Annotated in this window: 14 protein-coding genes; 5 read left to right on the forward strand and 9 right to left on the reverse strand. The window is 55.1% G+C overall.

The window, feature by feature from the left end; all coding sequences use genetic code 11:
* Positions 1–9: 9 nt before the first annotated feature.
* The 3 genes from KTT_RS13870 to KTT_RS13880 form a co-directional block, all read right to left on the reverse strand.
* A complete protein-coding gene (locus KTT_RS13870; protein WP_126596532.1) occupies positions 10–1,668 on the reverse strand; it encodes an efflux permease Rv1217c-related protein in 1,659 nt (552 codons plus the stop codon).
* A 69-nt stretch (positions 1,669–1,737) separates the two neighbouring features.
* Positions 1,738–2,655, reverse strand: a complete 918-nt coding sequence (locus KTT_RS13875; RefSeq protein WP_126596533.1) for an ABC transporter ATP-binding protein — start codon at positions 2,653–2,655, stop codon at positions 1,738–1,740.
* A complete protein-coding gene (locus tag KTT_RS13880) occupies positions 2,630–3,367 on the reverse strand; it encodes a TetR/AcrR family transcriptional regulator (protein ID WP_160145853.1) in 738 nt (245 codons plus the stop codon). Before KTT_RS13880 ends, KTT_RS13875 begins: the two co-directional genes overlap by 26 nt.
* A 209-nt stretch (positions 3,368–3,576) precedes the next feature.
* Between KTT_RS13880 and KTT_RS13885 the strand changes: the two genes are divergently transcribed.
* Positions 3,577–5,700 (forward strand): thioredoxin domain-containing protein, encoded by a 2,124-nt coding sequence (locus tag KTT_RS13885; protein WP_126596535.1) that lies wholly within the window; start codon positions 3,577–3,579, stop codon positions 5,698–5,700.
* A 246-nt stretch (positions 5,701–5,946) separates the two neighbouring features.
* Here KTT_RS13885 and KTT_RS13890 read toward each other — a convergent pair whose 3' ends face one another.
* Positions 5,947–6,666: a universal stress protein gene (locus KTT_RS13890; RefSeq protein WP_126596536.1), complete on the reverse strand. Its 720-nt coding sequence runs from the start codon at positions 6,664–6,666 to the stop codon at positions 5,947–5,949.
* 387 nt (positions 6,667–7,053) lie between these two features.
* On the opposite strand from KTT_RS13890, the gene KTT_RS13895 reads away from it, so the two are divergent.
* Complete coding sequence (locus KTT_RS13895) at positions 7,054–7,752, forward strand: sigma-70 RNA polymerase sigma factor region 4 domain-containing protein (RefSeq protein ID WP_126596537.1); 699 nt, start codon at positions 7,054–7,056, stop codon at positions 7,750–7,752.
* A gap of 135 nt (positions 7,753–7,887) precedes the next feature.
* Positions 7,888–8,694, forward strand: a complete 807-nt coding sequence (locus KTT_RS13900) for an anti-sigma factor (protein WP_126596538.1) — start codon at positions 7,888–7,890, stop codon at positions 8,692–8,694.
* Positions 8,695–8,780: 86 nt separating this feature from the next.
* On the opposite strand, the gene KTT_RS13905 is transcribed toward KTT_RS13900, so the two are convergent.
* The 5 genes from KTT_RS13905 to KTT_RS13925 all read right to left on the reverse strand — a co-directional run bounded on the left by KTT_RS13905 (position 8,781) and on the right by KTT_RS13925 (position 13,106).
* Complete coding sequence (locus KTT_RS13905; protein WP_126596539.1) at positions 8,781–9,071, reverse strand: Dabb family protein; 291 nt, start codon at positions 9,069–9,071, stop codon at positions 8,781–8,783.
* 104 nt (positions 9,072–9,175) lie between these two features.
* A complete protein-coding gene (locus KTT_RS13910; RefSeq protein WP_126596540.1) occupies positions 9,176–9,475 on the reverse strand; it encodes a GlsB/YeaQ/YmgE family stress response membrane protein in 300 nt (99 codons plus the stop codon).
* A 279-nt stretch (positions 9,476–9,754) separates the two neighbouring features.
* Complete coding sequence (locus tag KTT_RS13915; RefSeq protein ID WP_126596541.1) at positions 9,755–11,071, reverse strand: ABC transporter permease; 1,317 nt, start codon at positions 11,069–11,071, stop codon at positions 9,755–9,757.
* Positions 11,072–11,073: 2 nt separating this feature from the next.
* On the reverse strand, positions 11,074–11,850 hold the full coding sequence (locus tag KTT_RS13920; protein ID WP_126596542.1) for an ABC transporter ATP-binding protein: 777 nt from the start codon (positions 11,848–11,850) through the stop codon (positions 11,074–11,076).
* On the reverse strand, positions 11,847–13,106 hold the full coding sequence (locus KTT_RS13925; protein WP_126596543.1) for an efflux RND transporter periplasmic adaptor subunit: 1,260 nt from the start codon (positions 13,104–13,106) through the stop codon (positions 11,847–11,849). The genes KTT_RS13920 and KTT_RS13925 overlap by 4 nt, the downstream gene beginning before the upstream one ends.
* Before the next feature lie 443 nt (positions 13,107–13,549).
* Here KTT_RS13925 and KTT_RS13930 point away from each other — a divergent pair, with 443 nt between their 5' ends.
* Entirely contained in the window at positions 13,550–14,866 is a 1,317-nt protein-coding gene (locus tag KTT_RS13930; protein ID WP_126596544.1) for an MFS transporter, read from the forward strand.
* Between the two features lie 81 nt (positions 14,867–14,947).
* Positions 14,948–15,601: a histidine phosphatase family protein gene (locus KTT_RS13935; RefSeq protein ID WP_126596545.1), complete on the forward strand. Its 654-nt coding sequence runs from the start codon at positions 14,948–14,950 to the stop codon at positions 15,599–15,601.
* Positions 15,602–15,723: the final 122 nt, after the last annotated feature.

Genomic DNA, 15,723 nt, shown 5'->3' on the forward strand with positions numbered 1-15,723 from the left:
AAGAATATTTTAGTTACCGCGATCGATGTCGACGCGGCGGAATTGGAGGAGGGCCAGCAGGAAGAGGATGCTGGCTATCCCCAGCATGGCCAGGTTGGGTCCCCATTGCCAACCATCGAGGATGGGGGTGCCGTAGACATGGAAGATGGAGAGCGACATCAGCCAGTCAGGAGCGTTAATGACCGAACGTAAGAATTCGACCAGGTAGGCCCAGGCGAGGTAGAGGGAGATCACGGTCTGGACGGTTCCGGCGCGTAAGCGGGCCGCGCAGGCGTAGACGGTCGCCGCGATGATCAGTTCGAGCGGCAGTATTCCCAGTGTGGCGGCCACGATACGCGCGCTATCGACGCGAATATTGATCACCTGCGCACTGACCAGGGTGCTGAGCCAGATCACAAGAGACGTTACCAGTGAGACCAGCAGGACGACGATGATATGCTCACCGAGGACGCGGAGCCGGGATTGTGGCGTGCTGAAGATCAGCTCAAGGCGTCCCTTGTCAAGATCACGAGCCCACTGCAGGGCCAGCGTAAAGACGAAGATGACGACCAGCAGAGGTATAAAGCTAAAGACGGTATAGCCGATAAAGCCCGCGTTGGTTACGACATCCTGTCCGCTGAAGAGTCTGGCCAGGGCCGCGTTTTTCGAGACCAGGTCACGCATGATGCCCAGGAAACTCGGTGTTAATGAGATGATCCAGGCCACGTAGAGGACAAAGCTGATCAGCCAGGTGCTGATAGATGGTGCCAGGGCACGGGCGGTGCGCAGGCCAACTGAGCGCAGCGATCCCTCGCTCCAGGCTTTGTCCAGAGACATTGAACCATGTTGGTGCGTGTGCCCGTCGCCGATATTTAGCTGGAACTGCCGGAAGATGCTGGCGCCCAGATCGCGCCGCTCGAAGAGCCAGGCGCTGACGGCGCACATCACCATGCTAAGGATCAGCAGAAGCAGGGCCGCCAGAGGATGATTATCGTAGGTTGTGATCAGTGGTTTATTGATGCCATAGTAGTAGTTGGGCGAGAGGTACTGCATCCATTCGCTGTGCTGGACAATGCGTCCCGTGCTGTCCAGCAGGGTGAACAGTACCAGCAGACCGATGCTCCAGCTAGTCGCGACCTTGCGGCCGGGGAATAACTGGGAGAGCAGCAGGGCCAGAGATGCGTAAAAGAAGGCCAGCAGACTGACGTTTAATCCCGCCAGCAGGGCCCGACCGGTATCGAAACCGAGCCCCGCGCTGGCCAGTCCCGCGATCGCCCCCAGTCCTATCAGCAGACCGATGATCAGCAGGGCTATGACGAGGGCGCTTCCTTTTTCCAGCAGCAGGCGTAGCCGTGAGGTTGAGGTGGCCAGCAATAGCTCGATAGAGGCGCGTTCCTCCTCTCCCTGAATCAGATTGGTTCCCGCCATGATGGTCCAGATGCTGAGCATCGCTGGAAGCACCAGATCCAGTGTGCGCCAGGTGGCAAAGCCGGTTGCCGTGTTGAGGGCGATGGGATCGCCGATAAAGCGAAACGTCTGGGCCAGCTGGTTCAGGCTTCCGGCCATCTGAGAGGCGGACGAACCAAATGTGGCCAGGGTGGCCAGCAAAATGAGGGCTAAACCGATCCCCCAGCTTAAAAGCGGTATGCGATAAGCGCGGAGCGTCTTGCTCCAGACTGTGCGAAACATATGCTTATTCTCCGCAGTGGATTGTGCTATGCGTCTCCATCCCGATTAGTGATCTTTGAATATCTATGCTTAAATGGCGATCGCATCAGGCCGCGTCTCTTTTTGATAGAAGCGCAGGAAGATCTCTTCCAGTCCTGGTTCGTGGGTGGTCATCGAGATAGCCTGGTGTTGCGCGGCCGCCTGGATAACAGCTTGCTGTTCTCCCTGTACCGTAATCAATAGCGCGTGACCATGCTGCTCGCGCTGGACATTGATGACTCCTGGCAGACCATTGAACCAGGCGAGCTCTGGCTCGGCCGTGAAGTGGATCAGGATATTGCTCTGCTTGAGGTCCTTAAGCGTACTGACCTCACTAACCCGTACCAGTTCACCCTCGCGAATGATGCCTACGCGTGTACAGGTGTGTTCAACTTCGGGCAGGATATGCGACGAAAGGAAGACTGTTTGTCCCGCGGTGCTCACCTCGGTGATCATCTTATTGAACTCCTGCTGGTTGAGTGGGTCCAGACCTCCAGTAGGTTCGTCGAGAATGAGCAACTGAGGTTTGTGCATAAACGCCTGTACCAATCCGATCTTTTGTTTATTGCCGCGTGAGTAGGTATGGAAGCGTTTAGCGGGATCAAAATCCAGCCGCTCGATCAACTGTTTCACATACTGCTGATCCACGCCACCGCGTAGATGGCCCAGGTAGCTGAGAATCTGCGCCCCGGTCATGTTGGGATCAAACGAGAACTCACCCGGGAGGTAGCCCACCATGCGCTTGATCTGCGTGGCCTGCGACCAGCAGTCCAGACCACCGATCAAGGCCTGCCCCGAAGTCGGCTTGAGAAAGCCCATCAGGGTACGGATCGTCGTGGTCTTTCCAGCTCCGTTGGGACCCAGAAAGCCAAAGACCTCGCCCTCGGCGATGCTGAAGGTAACGTTGTGGATACCACGCTGCTTGCCATAGGTCTTGCTCAGGTTATTGACCTGAATCAGGTCTTTCATACCCCATCTCCTTCTGCAAAAGTGTTTCTGCTGAACTCATAAATCGATTAAAGTGACTCGTGACCTCTTGCTTTTCCTGTTCATTGGGATTGCGTAGCTCGAAGGTGCGGCGTACGGTCTCGGCCGCCATCTCGGCCCGCTCTTCCAGTGAGATCTGATATTCATCGGGCAAGAATTGATCGCTGATCAGGTAGCCCAGAGCGATCGCTTCGATCATATGTACCTGGGTTTTGAGCGGAATATCCGTGCGGACCAATCCTTGCCGCCGCATATAGGTTAGATAGGTGTTGAAGCCCGCGATCTGTTGTTCAATGTCCATCTTGCTAAGCTGAGAATGGATAAGATCCCCCAGCATATCTGTATCGCGGAGCATGATGGCCTTCATCAATGGGTTGTACAAAGCCCATAGCATGGAATGTTTGATCATGCTGTAGAGGGTTACGCCCTCGGGATCGTTCTGCATCGCTTCCTGCGCCTTACGACCTTCAACGATTTTTTCGCGCATGATCAAGGCCATAAAGAGCTCCTCCTTGGTTTTCCAGTGCAGGTAGATGGTGCCCTTGGCCACGCCAGCCTGCCGGGCGATATCATCAATCGTCGTTTTCCTATATCCCCAACGCTGTAAGAGCTCTGAAGCTGCATCCAGAATGCGATTGGCCCTTTCCTGCTGTTTGTTCTGTTCGTTCTGCTCGGCTCCGGGATTCTCTGCCACTTGTCTTCTCCTCACTATACGGTTAAATCTGCTTTGGACGTATGACTAAATAATATTATTTAGTCATACGGTTCTATTCAAGAGTATACTCATGGATTGATAAAAAATCAAGAGCTGGAAGGCGGCTATTATTTTGCATTTCGTATTTCCTCATTTGTGTCGTACAATGACCATGGTGCAATTGTGTCTGATTCCACAGGAGTAGTTTTATGAGTGAGAGTCAAAGTTCCTACAAGCATACCAACCGCCTCATTAACGAGACGAGTCCATATTTGTTGCAGCATGCCCACAACCCGGTCGACTGGTATCCCTGGGGTGAGGACGCCCTGACGAAGGCGCGACAGGAGGATAAACCGATCCTGTTGAGCGTGGGGTATTCGGCCTGCCACTGGTGCCATGTGATGGAGCGCGAGTCCTTTGAGAATGAGCAGATCGCGGCTCTGATGAATATGCATTTTGTGTCGGTGAAGGTTGATCGTGAGGAGCGCCCCGACATCGATGCCATCTATATGCAGGCGGTTCAGGCCATGACTGGCCAGGGCGGCTGGCCCATGACCATGTTTCTGATGCCCGATGGTCGTCCCTTCTACGGAGGAACCTATTTCCCTCCCCAGGATCGACGCTATGGACAGCAGGTGATGCCCGGTTTTCCGCGTGTCCTGATGAGTATCGCCGATGCGTTTGCGCATCAACGGGCGGAGCTTGAGGAGCAGGCGACGCAGGTGGCGGAGCACCTCAATCGCCGGGGAAGCGCATTGATGCAGAGAGAAATGGGTACCGGCGCTCCTATGCTGGATAATCTGTTGCGCGCCGAGCAGCAGTTGATTGAGGATTTTGACGCTCGCTACGGTGGCTTTGGGGGCGCTCCCAAATTTCCCAATACGATGGCGCTTGAATTTCTGTTGCGCATGCATCTGCACCGCCAGGCTGGTCAGGTAGGGGCCGCGCAATCCCCCAATCAGCTGGAGGCGTTAACGGTGGTTGAGTCATCGTTGCAGCACATGGCGTCCGGTGGTATCTATGATCAGTTGGGAGGTGGCTTCCATCGCTACTCTGTGGATGCGAAGTGGCTGGTGCCGCATTTTGAGAAGATGTTATATGACAATGCCCTGCTCAGCCAGCTATACCTGCATGCCTACCTGGTGACTGGCAATGAGCTCTATCGACGCGTGGTGGAGGAGACGCTGGACTACGTGGTACGCGAAATGACCTCACCTGAGGGGGGCTTCTATTCGACGCAGGACGCTGATAGCGAGGGCGAAGAGGGAAAGTTCTTCCTGTGGTCTCAGGAAGAGATTGAGCGTGCCCTGCCACCGGAGGACGCGGCCCTGTTTATGGCCTATTATGGGGTATCCCGCCACGGCAATTTTGAGGGTAAAAACATCCTCAATCGCGTGCAGGAGGAGCAGACGGCGGCGCAGCAGGCTGGGATCGATGTCGCGACCCTGCGCTCCTCGCTGGCACGTAGCCGCGACACGCTGTTTGGCCTGCGTGAACAGCGCGTCAAGCCGGCGCGCGATGAAAAGGTACTCACCTCCTGGAACGGCTTGATGCTGCGCAGCTTCGCTGAGGCGGCCCGCCACCTGAAGCGATCCGATTATCTCCAGGTGGCCGAGAAAAACGCCTCATTCCTCCTGGATACCCTGCGCCAGCATGGCAGGCTGCTACGGACTTTCAAGGATGGCCGGGCCAGGTTGCAGGGCTATCTTGAAGACTATGCCTTCCTTGCCGATGGTCTGCTGGCCCTGTACGAGGCTAGCTTCGAGACGCGCTGGTTTAGAGAGGCCCGCGCTCTGATGGACCAGGCTATCCAGCTGTTCGCCGACGAGCAGGGTGGCTTCTTCGATACCGGTACAGACCACGAGGCCCTGATCAGCCGCCCCAGGGATATTATGGATAATGCTACCCCGGCCGGCAATAGCGTAGCGACAGATGTGCTGCTGCGCCTGGCGGCCTTTACGGGTGAGGACGGCTACCGGCAACGCGCCGATCGCTATCTGGGAACGCTGGCGGATATTATGGTGCAGCACCCCCAGGCTTTTGGACAGGTATTGTGCGCGTTAGATTTCGCCCTCTCTCCGGTGAAGGAACTGGTCGTGATCGGGGAAAGTCAGTCCACCGAGACGCAGGCGTTGCTAGATTGCATTAATGCACGCTATCTACCACAGAGTGTGCTGGCTTGCACCGTGCCAGAGGACCAGCAAGCCAGCGCGGCCATCCCGCTTCTGGCCGACCGGCCCCTGAAAGAGCAACATGCCGCGGCATATGTCTGCCAGAACTTTGCCTGCCAGGCACCCGTCACAACGCCCGAAGAGCTGGTGGCATTGTTATAAGCGTACCCTGGACCCCTTATTAAGAATGTGCCTTGCGCTCCTGATTATCACCTGCGAGCTGCATGAGGTTTTGCTCCTGCGGTGCTCACGTGTCCGTTTTAGGTTGGTGCATCGGGTGTGCAGATGCACACCCGATGCACCAACCTAAAAAAACGGTGCGGCCGCGTAGCGGACGCCCGTGTGGGGGCACTCACGTATCCCAATATGATGAGAATAGATCCATTCTAACACTTCACGACGGCATCCCTAGTCATTAATATAGTGCACCTCGCCCTGGATCTCGCGGCGGCAGAGTAGTCCTTTGCTGGCCAGCTGTTCCAGGGCTCTTTCCGCCGCCTGGATCTCCTGACCGCCGACAGTTTTCTTCTGGGGTGGGGGAAACTGGGTGACAACCTCTTTCGCCGTTAGAACGGTCAGGACGCTGCTTTGTTCATTGAGATAATTCTTGATGGTTTGCTCATACCAGGGGACGAGTTCCTGCGCTTTGAGCGGAGGGGCTGGCAGAACCACCATGACGGGACAGCTGGCCAGCTGCAGCACGCGGCGCGAAGTACTGCCCAGTAGCATGCGGCGCAGGCGATCGCGCCAGCTATCACCCCGGCTTCCCACCACAATCAGGTTGACGTGCCGCTCTCGCGCCACACGCACGATCTCTTCGGCCGGAGAGCCGATGCTGGTCATCATCTCGATGTGCTTCAGGTCAAATCCCAGCTGATCCAGGGTGGCGCGAGCCTTCTTGAGCACCTCTTCAGCATGCTTTTTTTGCTCATTGGTAGGTGGAATAAAGGCATACTGTTCCGTGAAATGGCCTGGATATTCAGTAATGATGTGGGTACTCTGGATCGCATGGAGAAGAAAAATATCAAAGGCGGTACCCGGCTCAAATAGATCTCCTACTGCGCGGATTGCCGACTGCGTAGTAGTGGAGAAGTTGGTATCGATCCCGAGCAAAATACGCTTATTCATAGGAACGCCACCGCCTTTTTGTGTGACGGTTCACTTTTTTACTGTTGAGTACGACATTGTGGGAATAGCGCTTTAACTGTACTCTTATGTATGTATTCATTATACCTTCTTTGAAAAAAAGGGGCAAGAAATGGGACAAATGACATACTCTCTGCACCATTCACGCTATTTATACTGATTGGTGAGCACCGCTTCTGACACAAAGCATAGATTTTACTTGTAGAAAAGATTTAACAAGGCTACATATATAAAAGCAGGATTTCATATATAGCAGATAAGTCGGGTAGGGTATTTGATAAAGCACAGAAAATTGCGTCTACTAAGATAGCGGAAGAAGAAACGTTGTATCGTGTTTCAGCTAAAACTGAAGGGGAATAGATTAAAGCAATGAACATTGAGATAGAAAAGCCACTTGGCGAGATGACTCTGACGGCCCTGACAGAATGCTGTATACGTGAGATGAGTAGATATCGCCGGAAAGAACCCTGCGACGATAGTTATTGCCTGGAAATTTTTCGACGCGCGGTTCAACTGCGGGATAACGATGCATGGATTGTATTGCAGCGGCAATTCAGTGATAATGTGCGCCTATGGCTGGGTGGCCATTCTCATCGCGAACTGGCACTGCGCTATGAAGCGGAACAGACCTATATCGATGATGCTTTCCGGCGCTTCTGGCAGGCGGTCAGTGATCAATCTCTGAGCTTTTCGACGGTTGCCAGCGCGCTCAGCTACTTACGGCTCTGCCTGCACTGCGCGATCATGGATACGTTACGCGCCTTCGCGCGCGCCAATGTAGAGCGCATGCCCGACTATGGACACCCTGATGAGCCACAGGTCGAGGATCGCTATCACGAAAATGAGCTCTGGGAAACGATTAAAAGCATTTTACCAGGCGAACGCGAGCAGCGCGTTGCCTATTTACATTTTCACTGTAACCTTAAACCACGCGAAATCATCCGTTATTGCCCCGGTGAGTTTCAATGTGAGGAAGAGATTTATCGCCTCAAGCGCAACATTATGGAGCGCATTCTGCGCAACGCGGACAAGATTCGATGGAAACTGGATGGGAACATGCCTGCCTGAGCGCAGGCATGTGTTGAGCAGGTTTTAAAATGATCGCATAAAAAAAGTGCTCCCTAGCGTTTTATACATTGAAAGAACAAATTGCTGCAAAAAATCTCATATCATTAAAAAACTTTATATGAAGGACCGGGAATAATGGATTGTCTGTGCCTGGTTGCACCGAAAGACGAGGATTTGTTACGCTATGCGCTTGATGGGGAGGCTTTGTCGCCGACTGCGATGGAACACCTGGCGGATTGCTCTGTTTGCCAGCAGCGCCTGAACAGGTATATAACTGCTAACGATGTTTTGCTAACCCATCTCTACCGCTGTCAGTGCCCCAGTATGACGACCTTAAGCTATTATTGTATCGGAGTGTTATCTGCGCATGAGCAGGAGAAGATCAGCACACATCTAGAGGTTTGTCCTCTGTGCGCGGACAACGTGGCCGAAACATACCGCTTTTTGAATACCCCTGTCCCATTTGCTAATCCTCTTTTTTCCTTGCCCGTGCAACTGGAAAATGCTATCGAGCCAATTAGCTGCAGTTCCCATGTCGCGCTGAAGAAGCCGATAGCTCATGTACATGTCTGGCCCTATCTCCATCAAACGGATACTGTGACTCTTTCACTGCGGGCGCAGCCAGGCTCTCATAATAAGATCATGCTTACTGGTTTGCTATCATGCAGGAACAGTGAAGAGGATGGCTCTATATTTACCGGTACAAGGGTTGAATTATACAAAGCAGTGCCGTCAGTGGGTATAGAAGAGAGCATGGGCGAACACATCGTTTACGCCGGGCAGGTATCAACGTATCCGGACCAACCGCTATTGTCTACCCGGGTCGATGACCAGGGAAGCATGCTATTTGGGGCAGTGCCATGTGGGGAATATCTTATGATCGTTTATTTGCCCGAGACTGCGCTGGTTATCGAAAAACTGCATATCGAAGTTAGCTTTTAGTTGTTATGGGTGTAAAAAAGGCGCGATTGCGCCTTTTTTACACCCATAACAACTAATGTTTCCAGCACGGCAGGTGCTGAGTGCGTTTATTGGGCCAGGTCGAATTCGATCAGGTTCTGGCATGACTGCATCAGCTCCCGGGCCACAGTAAGGTGGGCGGGATGCGCCAGGTACCCCTTCAAATGCTCCATGCTTTCCAGGTGCATGACCATGCCATAGCTATAGCCCTGAGTATGCTGGCCCAGGTTTTTCCCAACCTGTACGTCTTGAATGCCAGGAATGAGCTGCTTGAGTGCTGTTATCTGCTCAAACAGCGTTTGTAGCTGCTCATTTGATGTCTCTGCTTTTGGTTGAACCAGGACGACATGGGTGATCATCGCTTATTCCTCCATCTCCATAATATCTGGACTCTATAAGCCCTCTCTTATTACGTTTGATGGAGGCGGCTGATGGACAACTGGTTATCTACCCTCGCGATTCGTCACTGGCGACTGTCTCCAGAAAGGAATTGCAGGATGGCGACAAAGATGGCGGCCCCGATGAAGGAAATGAAGATGCTGCCGCAGAAATGGAACGTGCCCAGGTCCAGCGCGCTCGCCAGGATGCTGCCAATGACGGAGCCAACCAGGCCCACGATGATGTTGCCGATGCACCCGTAGCCACGGCCGCGCACGACCGTGCCGGCCAGTGCGCCAGCAATCAATCCTACTAATATCCAGGCAATCAGGTTGCCGGGCTGCAATATCTCGGTGACATGTATCGGATGAAGTGCAATGTTCATGCTGATTTCTCCTTCGGCCTTTCTTCAGAGCCGGTTGCACAGAAACGTATCTATGAATGCTTCACGATGATTGTTGTGCTCTAAAAACATCCAGGTCGCAGCGACCAGAGGCGGATGCGCATCTCCAATACTGTAGAGTATACGTAGAAGGAGAGCAGGAGTTACAGAAAATGGATGTAGCGTTGTGGTGCCATGCATGGCACCACAACGCTACATCCCATAAACGCCCGTAGGTGCCGGGCTTGCCCCGGCTTGGGCTTGCTCCGGCTTAACACTTGCTTATTCGGTTCGCAAAGCGTTAATAGGATCCATTCGGGCGGCGCGCTGCGCGGGATAGAAGCCGAAGACGATACCCACCACCGCTGCGAAGGCAAAGGAGAGCATGATGGCCAGGGGATCGATAACCAGTGGTTGCCCGGTCAGCTGTGAAGCGACGACGGCTCCCAGTACACCGAGCAAGATGCCCACGATACCCCCCAGGGCGCTGAGTATCAGGGCCTCAATGAGAAACTGGGCCATAACGTCGCTGGGATACGCTCCCAGGGCGATACGAATACCGATCTCACGCGTGCGTTCGGTCACCGAGACCAGCATGATGTTCATGATGCCGATGCCGCCGACCAGCAGTGAGATCGCGGCCACACTGATCAGCAGGATGGTCAGGGCTTGCGCGGCCGTCTGCACGGTTTGCAGTAGCTGCCCCTGATTCTGGATCGTGAATTCGCTGGCATCGTGTCGCCCCTGCAAAAACTGCTGTACGTTGTTCTGCACGTCCGTGACGTTTTGACCTTGACTGACCAGCGCGGTAATCGCCAGGGGACGCTGGCTGCCGCCAAGGCGATTGATGGCTGTACTGAACGGAACGTAGATGACGTCGTCAGCATTGGTGGCGCCGTTGGCCCCCTTGGTGGCTAGAACGCCCACTACAGTGAAGGTCGAGGATCCGATGCGCACCTGTCGGCCCAACGGATCGATACCCTGAGGGGTAAACAGGTTATCCACTACCGTCTGCCCCAGTACGGCTACGGAGGCGTTGCTCTGCTCATCCGCGCTGGTAAAGAAGCTGCCCTCCTGCATCTGCCAGCTTCCAAGCTGCTGGTAATTGGGATAGACACCTTGCACGCTGGTAGACCAGTTCTGATTCTGGTAGATGACCTGTCCATTGGCGTTGACAACAGGGCTGACGGCGGCCAGCCCGGCTACCTGGCTGGCCAGCTGATCGGCATCGCTCTGCGTTAGTACCTGCTGGGTACCCGCGCCCTGGCGCACACCACCTGTGGCGGCCGAACCTCCACGAATAATCAACTGGTTAGGATTGAGGGTCGAGAGACGCCCGTTGATGGTGGCGGCGTTGCCCTCGCTGGTCGCGACCATCATGATGACGGCGGCCACGCCGATAATGATGCCCAGCGATGTCAGCAGTGAGCGCAGCTTATTGGCGCGCAGGGCTTCCAGTGCGCTGCTGATACTCTGCACCAGCGCGTAGCTGCTTCTTCCGCGCCGCCGCTGCGACTGCTGGATGGGAGGCATGAGCGGTGCCCTGGCTGATGACCTGGGTGGGCTCTCTGGCTGGCTCTGTTGTTTTGATATGCTCATGGTTACACCTGCTCTGTCGATGTATGCGTGGAAAGCTGCTCCCTGGCATTCAGCGGTCGTGGATTGACCATGTCATCGACCACGCGTCCATCGCGAAACGTTACTTTGCGCTGGCAGTAGTCTGAGATCTCCTGCTCATGGGTGACCAGCACAATTGTCATGCCGCGCGCATTCAATTCCTGCATGATGCGCATGATCTCCAGGCTGGTATGCGAATCCAGGTTGCCCGTTGGTTCGTCAGCCAGGATCAGCGAGGGCGAGGTCACCAGCGAGCGGGCGATCGCCACGCGCTGCTGCTGACCTCCCGATAGCTCCATGGGACGATGGTTGGCCCGCGAGGTGAGTCCGACCAGTGAGAGGGCGAGCCGGGCACGTGCCTCTCGCTCTCCTTTGGAGATACCCGCGTATACCAGCGGGAGCTCTACGTTGGCCTGGGCCGACATCCAGCGCAGCAGGTTGAAGCTCTGGAAGATAAAGCCGATCTTCTGATTGCGTACGTCCGCGAGCTCTGTGTTACTCATCTGCCCCACCGATACGCCATCCAGCCTGTACTCACCCTTTGTTGGTCGGTCCAAACAGCCCAGGATATTCATAAAAGTGGATTTGCCGGAGCCAGATGGGCCCATGATGGCGACAAACTCACCATGCTTGATCTCCAGGTTGATTCCGCGCAGGGCCGGCACCACGGTGCGTCCCATGGCATAGTATTTGTATAGAGCGTTGATCTGGATGCGCGTGGCGACTTTCTGCTGCTGCTCCTGTAATTCAGCCTCTATCATTGACCGCGACCTCCACCATTGCCACCACCGCCACCATTGCGGAAACCACCACCACCGAAGCCGCCACCGCCGCCACCGAAGCCGCCGTTACGCTGTTGCCCGGTCGTTGTATTCTGGGTTGCGTTGCCTCCAGTAGCATTGGTCACTACCTGGTCCCCTTCATTCAAGCCCGAGATTATCTGGGTGTATTGCCCGTCGCTTAAGCCAGTGGTGACCATGACGGGGGTTAGCACACCGTTTTGCAACTCAAGTACGATGCCCCGCTTACCCGTGGTGCTTGAAGATGAGCCAGTGGTGCCCTGTTGATTCGCGTCGGTATTACCCTGCTGACCTGCTGCGCCGTTGCGCAGATTGCGCAGGGCCGCCCGATTGAGATAGCCATTCTGCAGGGCCGTGGTCGAGAAGGTGAGCGCCGCGGATGGGACTCGCAGCACGTTGTTTTGCTGCTGGGTGGTGATGTTGGTAGTCGCGGTCATCAATGGCAGCAGGTGGATGTTGTTCAGCGAACTCATGGTAACGTTCAGCGTAACCGGATAGGTCACGACGCCCGAGCTCGATTGCCCGATGATATTGATGGAGGCGACGGTCGCCTGGAAGGTGTTATTGGGATAGGCGGCGACGGTAAACTGTGCCGGCTGACCCACTTTAACGTTGCCGATATCCGATTCGTTGACCTGGGCCACTATCTGGAGTGAACTGGTATCCGTCAGCACGATGAATGCGTTGGAGCCGCTGGCATTGCCGGAACCATTGCTGTTGCTGTTGCCGCTACCAACGGAGGTACCAACATAGCCGTTGATGGCCGCGACCGTTGCATTGGCCGGCGCGGTCAGCGTGGTCTGAGACGAGCTGTTCTGCTGTGAATTGGTCGGAGTAATGGTGGCCAGTGTCTGACCGGCTTTCACCTGGTCTCCCACCTTCACATTGATCTGATTGACCTGTCCGCTGGTCGTGAAATTCAAATTATACGTTGCTTTCGCCTGCACTGGACCGGTGGCGGAGATCTGCTGGACGATGTTGCCCGTGGTCACATACGCCTGCGTATAGCTGATGCTGGCCCGCCGGGTACTGCGCCAGTATAGCCAGCCTCCCGCCGCCAGGATGATGACCAGTAAAATAATCAAGATCGTCAGCAACGTCCTGGGCCGTTTGCGTTTCTGCTGCTGCTGTTGAAACTCTTCAAATGAGAAGGTTTCCTCTTCTTCAGGTTGTTCATCGAAAAGAGGTTGCGACTGTGTCTCTACATTTTCAGCCATGTTTATTCCTACCTACTCTGATCAAAGCATAGAAATTTTATATATGAGGATATGAGGATTTTCTGTAACCAGTTTAGCAGGCAGAACTCAAGAAAAATCATTACATTTGTAAAGAAAAATGTAAAAAAACTTTCAAACAGTCTTTTGTATGGTAGTGCGGCGGGTCAGCCGCACTACCATACAAAAGACTGTTTGAGCTTGCGCACCTTTGGTGCTCACGAGTCCGTTTTATGGTGGTGCCTGGGGTGCGCATCCGCGCACCCCAGGCACCACCATAAAAAACCAATGCGGCCGCGTAGCGGACGCGCGTGCGGGGGCGCGCACGGCCCACCAACGTGACGAAAGTCAGACACCCCCTGGGACTGTCCTTTTGTTCATTGTGGGTGAGCACGGAGTGTGATAGGCTTAGGTCGTAGATCTGTGATTGTCAATTAGGAGTTGTCATGTCCTCGGTTTCCGATCCCTCGCCGCAGTCCTCTGCCAATGAGCAGGTACAGCCTATGCTCAAAGGCATGAAAGAATTCTGGCACCTGCCGCGTAACGTCTATCTCTTGCTGTTCTTTACGCTGGGCAAAGGCTTTCAACTGAGCATCGCTGCTCTTACTTTGAACTACTATGTTCATAGTATAGGTTATCTGCCCGACTTTATTGGTATCTTTAGTGCGATGTCGGCGATTGGAGCCATGATCGGGGCGGTGCCGGTGGGCTTGCTGGCGGATCGCTGGGGGCGCAAACCTGTCTTGCTGCTGACCGCTATTTTATCTCCGCTGTCGCTGGCCGCGCTAGCCCTGGTTACATCCGCTCCCTGGTTGATCATCATTAATCTTTTGCAGGGCCTCGTTTCGACCGCCTACTGGGTGACGAATCTACCCCTGTTGACCGAGAGCACGACCGAGAAACAGCGCGTGGGGGTGCTGGCCCTCAATAGCTTCTTGCTGCTGGGCGTTGGCTCCCTGGGCAATCTGCTCGGTGGCTTTATCCCAGAGTTTGTGGGTGGACTCCTGCACGTGTCGGCGGCCAGTACCGTGGCTCTGCGCTATGGTCTATTCGCGGCCGCCTCCTTTACCTTTATCTTTGGGTTGCCGCTCTGGCTGTTGCGCGAGCCTCGCAACACTCGTGTTCCCGAGCCAGATGAGGTGTTAGAGGCGCAGGGCGTCGCTCCGGCACCATCCCGCAAGAGTCGGCCCGTGGGACTCTTCCTCAAGCTATTGATTCCAGACCTGATATTTACCATGGGTGAGGGCGCTGTGGTGGCCCTGATCCAGGTCTACTTCGTGTTGCGCTTCAATCTGCTCCCCGGGCCCCTGGGCGTTATCTTTACCATCTCGGGCCTGGCGGGTGGCATCTTCTCCCTGACGGCGCCCCTGTTTGTCAGGCGCTGGAGCAAGTTGCGCCTCGTCACCACCGTACAGTATCTGAGCGCACCACTGATGGTCTTGATCGGCTTCGCTCCCACGCTTCCACTGGCCATCACAGGTGAATACGCGCGCTCGTTTATGCGCACGCTAATCGAGCCAGTCTACGCCGCCTTCGCCATGGAACAGGTCTCCAATCGCCAGCGCGCGACCCTGGCGGGCCTCTACTCGGTTACCTGGAGCATCGGCTTCAGCGTCGGACCCGCCGTCGCCGGCTGGCTGCAGACCAGCATTAGCCTATCCGCCTCCTTCGTCTACGGCGCCTTCTGCCTCTTGCTGGCCCCCACATTCCTGCTCCTCTTCTTCGGTCGCAAAGATACGGCCCCTCATGGGGTTGAGATGTGAGATAATAGTGGGTGATAGAGGTGCGGGCTGTTCTAAGCGCGGGTTCCATTGTCCCCACAGGGAAAGATAGAGAGGACTTGTATGCCGGCTGCTACACGTTTGCTGTTTGTGCGCCATGGCGAGACTGTGGCCAATCGTGAATTTCGCTATATCGGTGCGCGGGACGATGCGCTGTCTGAGCATGGCGCGACGCAGGCGTTGCAGCTGGCGCAGACCCTGGCCACCGTGCCGATAGATGCTGTCTATAGTAGTCCGTTGCAGCGAGCCTACCAGACGGCCACGCCGATCGCCGAACAACATAAACTTTCCGTCCAGGTGGTCGATGAGTTGTGTGAAGGGAACTTTGGCACCTGGGAAGGTTTGAGCCGGGCGGAAGTGCTGGCGCGCAGCCCTGAAGATGAGCGGCAGCTACTGGAGTGGGAGCGCGATCCCTCACTGCCCCCGCCGCAGGGAGAGAGCTTCTCCATGGTACAGGAGCGCGTGACGGCCGCGGTGGCCCAATTGGTGCTGCACCATCCCGGTCAGACCCTGGTGCTGGTCTCGCATGTGGGCCCTATCAAGGCATTTCTGTGCCAGGCACTGGATGCACCATTAACCTCACTGTTCCGCATTTTTCTCGATCCAGCTACCATCAGTGTCATCGACTGGAAGAGCGCACCCATTGTTCGCCTGGTAAACAGCCATGCCCATCCTGGCTGGGAAAAGGCCCGCTGGTTACAATTTACTACCCTGTAAGCCTTATGATACGTATTGATATTACATGACGCATAGAGCTATCATGAGGGATACCTGTATATTCACGCCGGATAATATGAATATTTGGTCCTATTTGTGGAGCAGGTTACTGTTTTTGTTAG

Origin of the sequence: Dictyobacter aurantiacus (genome assembly GCF_003967515.1) — a bacterium.
Classification (GTDB): Bacteria; Chloroflexota; Ktedonobacteria; order Ktedonobacterales; family Ktedonobacteraceae; genus Dictyobacter; species Dictyobacter aurantiacus.

Coding starts and splice junctions, on each gene's coding strand:
- KTT_RS13895 (WP_126596537.1), top strand. CDS start 7,054: ATGAACATTGAGATAGAAAAGCCACTTGGCGAGATGACTCTGACGGCC.
- KTT_RS13875 (WP_126596533.1), bottom strand. CDS start 2,655: ATGAAAGACCTGATTCAGGTCAATAACCTGAGCAAGACCTATGGCAAG.
- KTT_RS13905 (WP_126596539.1), bottom strand. CDS start 9,071: ATGATCACCCATGTCGTCCTGGTTCAACCAAAAGCAGAGACATCAAAT.
- KTT_RS13915 (WP_126596541.1), bottom strand. CDS start 11,071: ATGAGCATATCAAAACAACAGAGCCAGCCAGAGAGCCCACCCAGGTCA.
- KTT_RS13910 (WP_126596540.1), bottom strand. CDS start 9,475: ATGAACATTGCACTTCATCCGATACATGTCACCGAGATATTGCAGCCC.
- KTT_RS13890 (WP_126596536.1), bottom strand. CDS start 6,666: ATGAATAAGCGTATTTTGCTCGGGATCGATACCAACTTCTCCACTACT.
- KTT_RS13900 (WP_126596538.1), top strand. CDS start 7,888: ATGGATTGTCTGTGCCTGGTTGCACCGAAAGACGAGGATTTGTTACGC.
- KTT_RS13885 (WP_126596535.1), top strand. CDS start 3,577: ATGAGTGAGAGTCAAAGTTCCTACAAGCATACCAACCGCCTCATTAAC.
- KTT_RS13920 (WP_126596542.1), bottom strand. CDS start 11,850: ATGATAGAGGCTGAATTACAGGAGCAGCAGCAGAAAGTCGCCACGCGC.
- KTT_RS13935 (WP_126596545.1), top strand. CDS start 14,948: ATGCCGGCTGCTACACGTTTGCTGTTTGTGCGCCATGGCGAGACTGTG.
- KTT_RS13870 (WP_126596532.1), bottom strand. CDS start 1,668: ATGTTTCGCACAGTCTGGAGCAAGACGCTCCGCGCTTATCGCATACCG.
- KTT_RS13930 (WP_126596544.1), top strand. CDS start 13,550: ATGTCCTCGGTTTCCGATCCCTCGCCGCAGTCCTCTGCCAATGAGCAG.
- KTT_RS13925 (WP_126596543.1), bottom strand. CDS start 13,106: ATGGCTGAAAATGTAGAGACACAGTCGCAACCTCTTTTCGATGAACAA.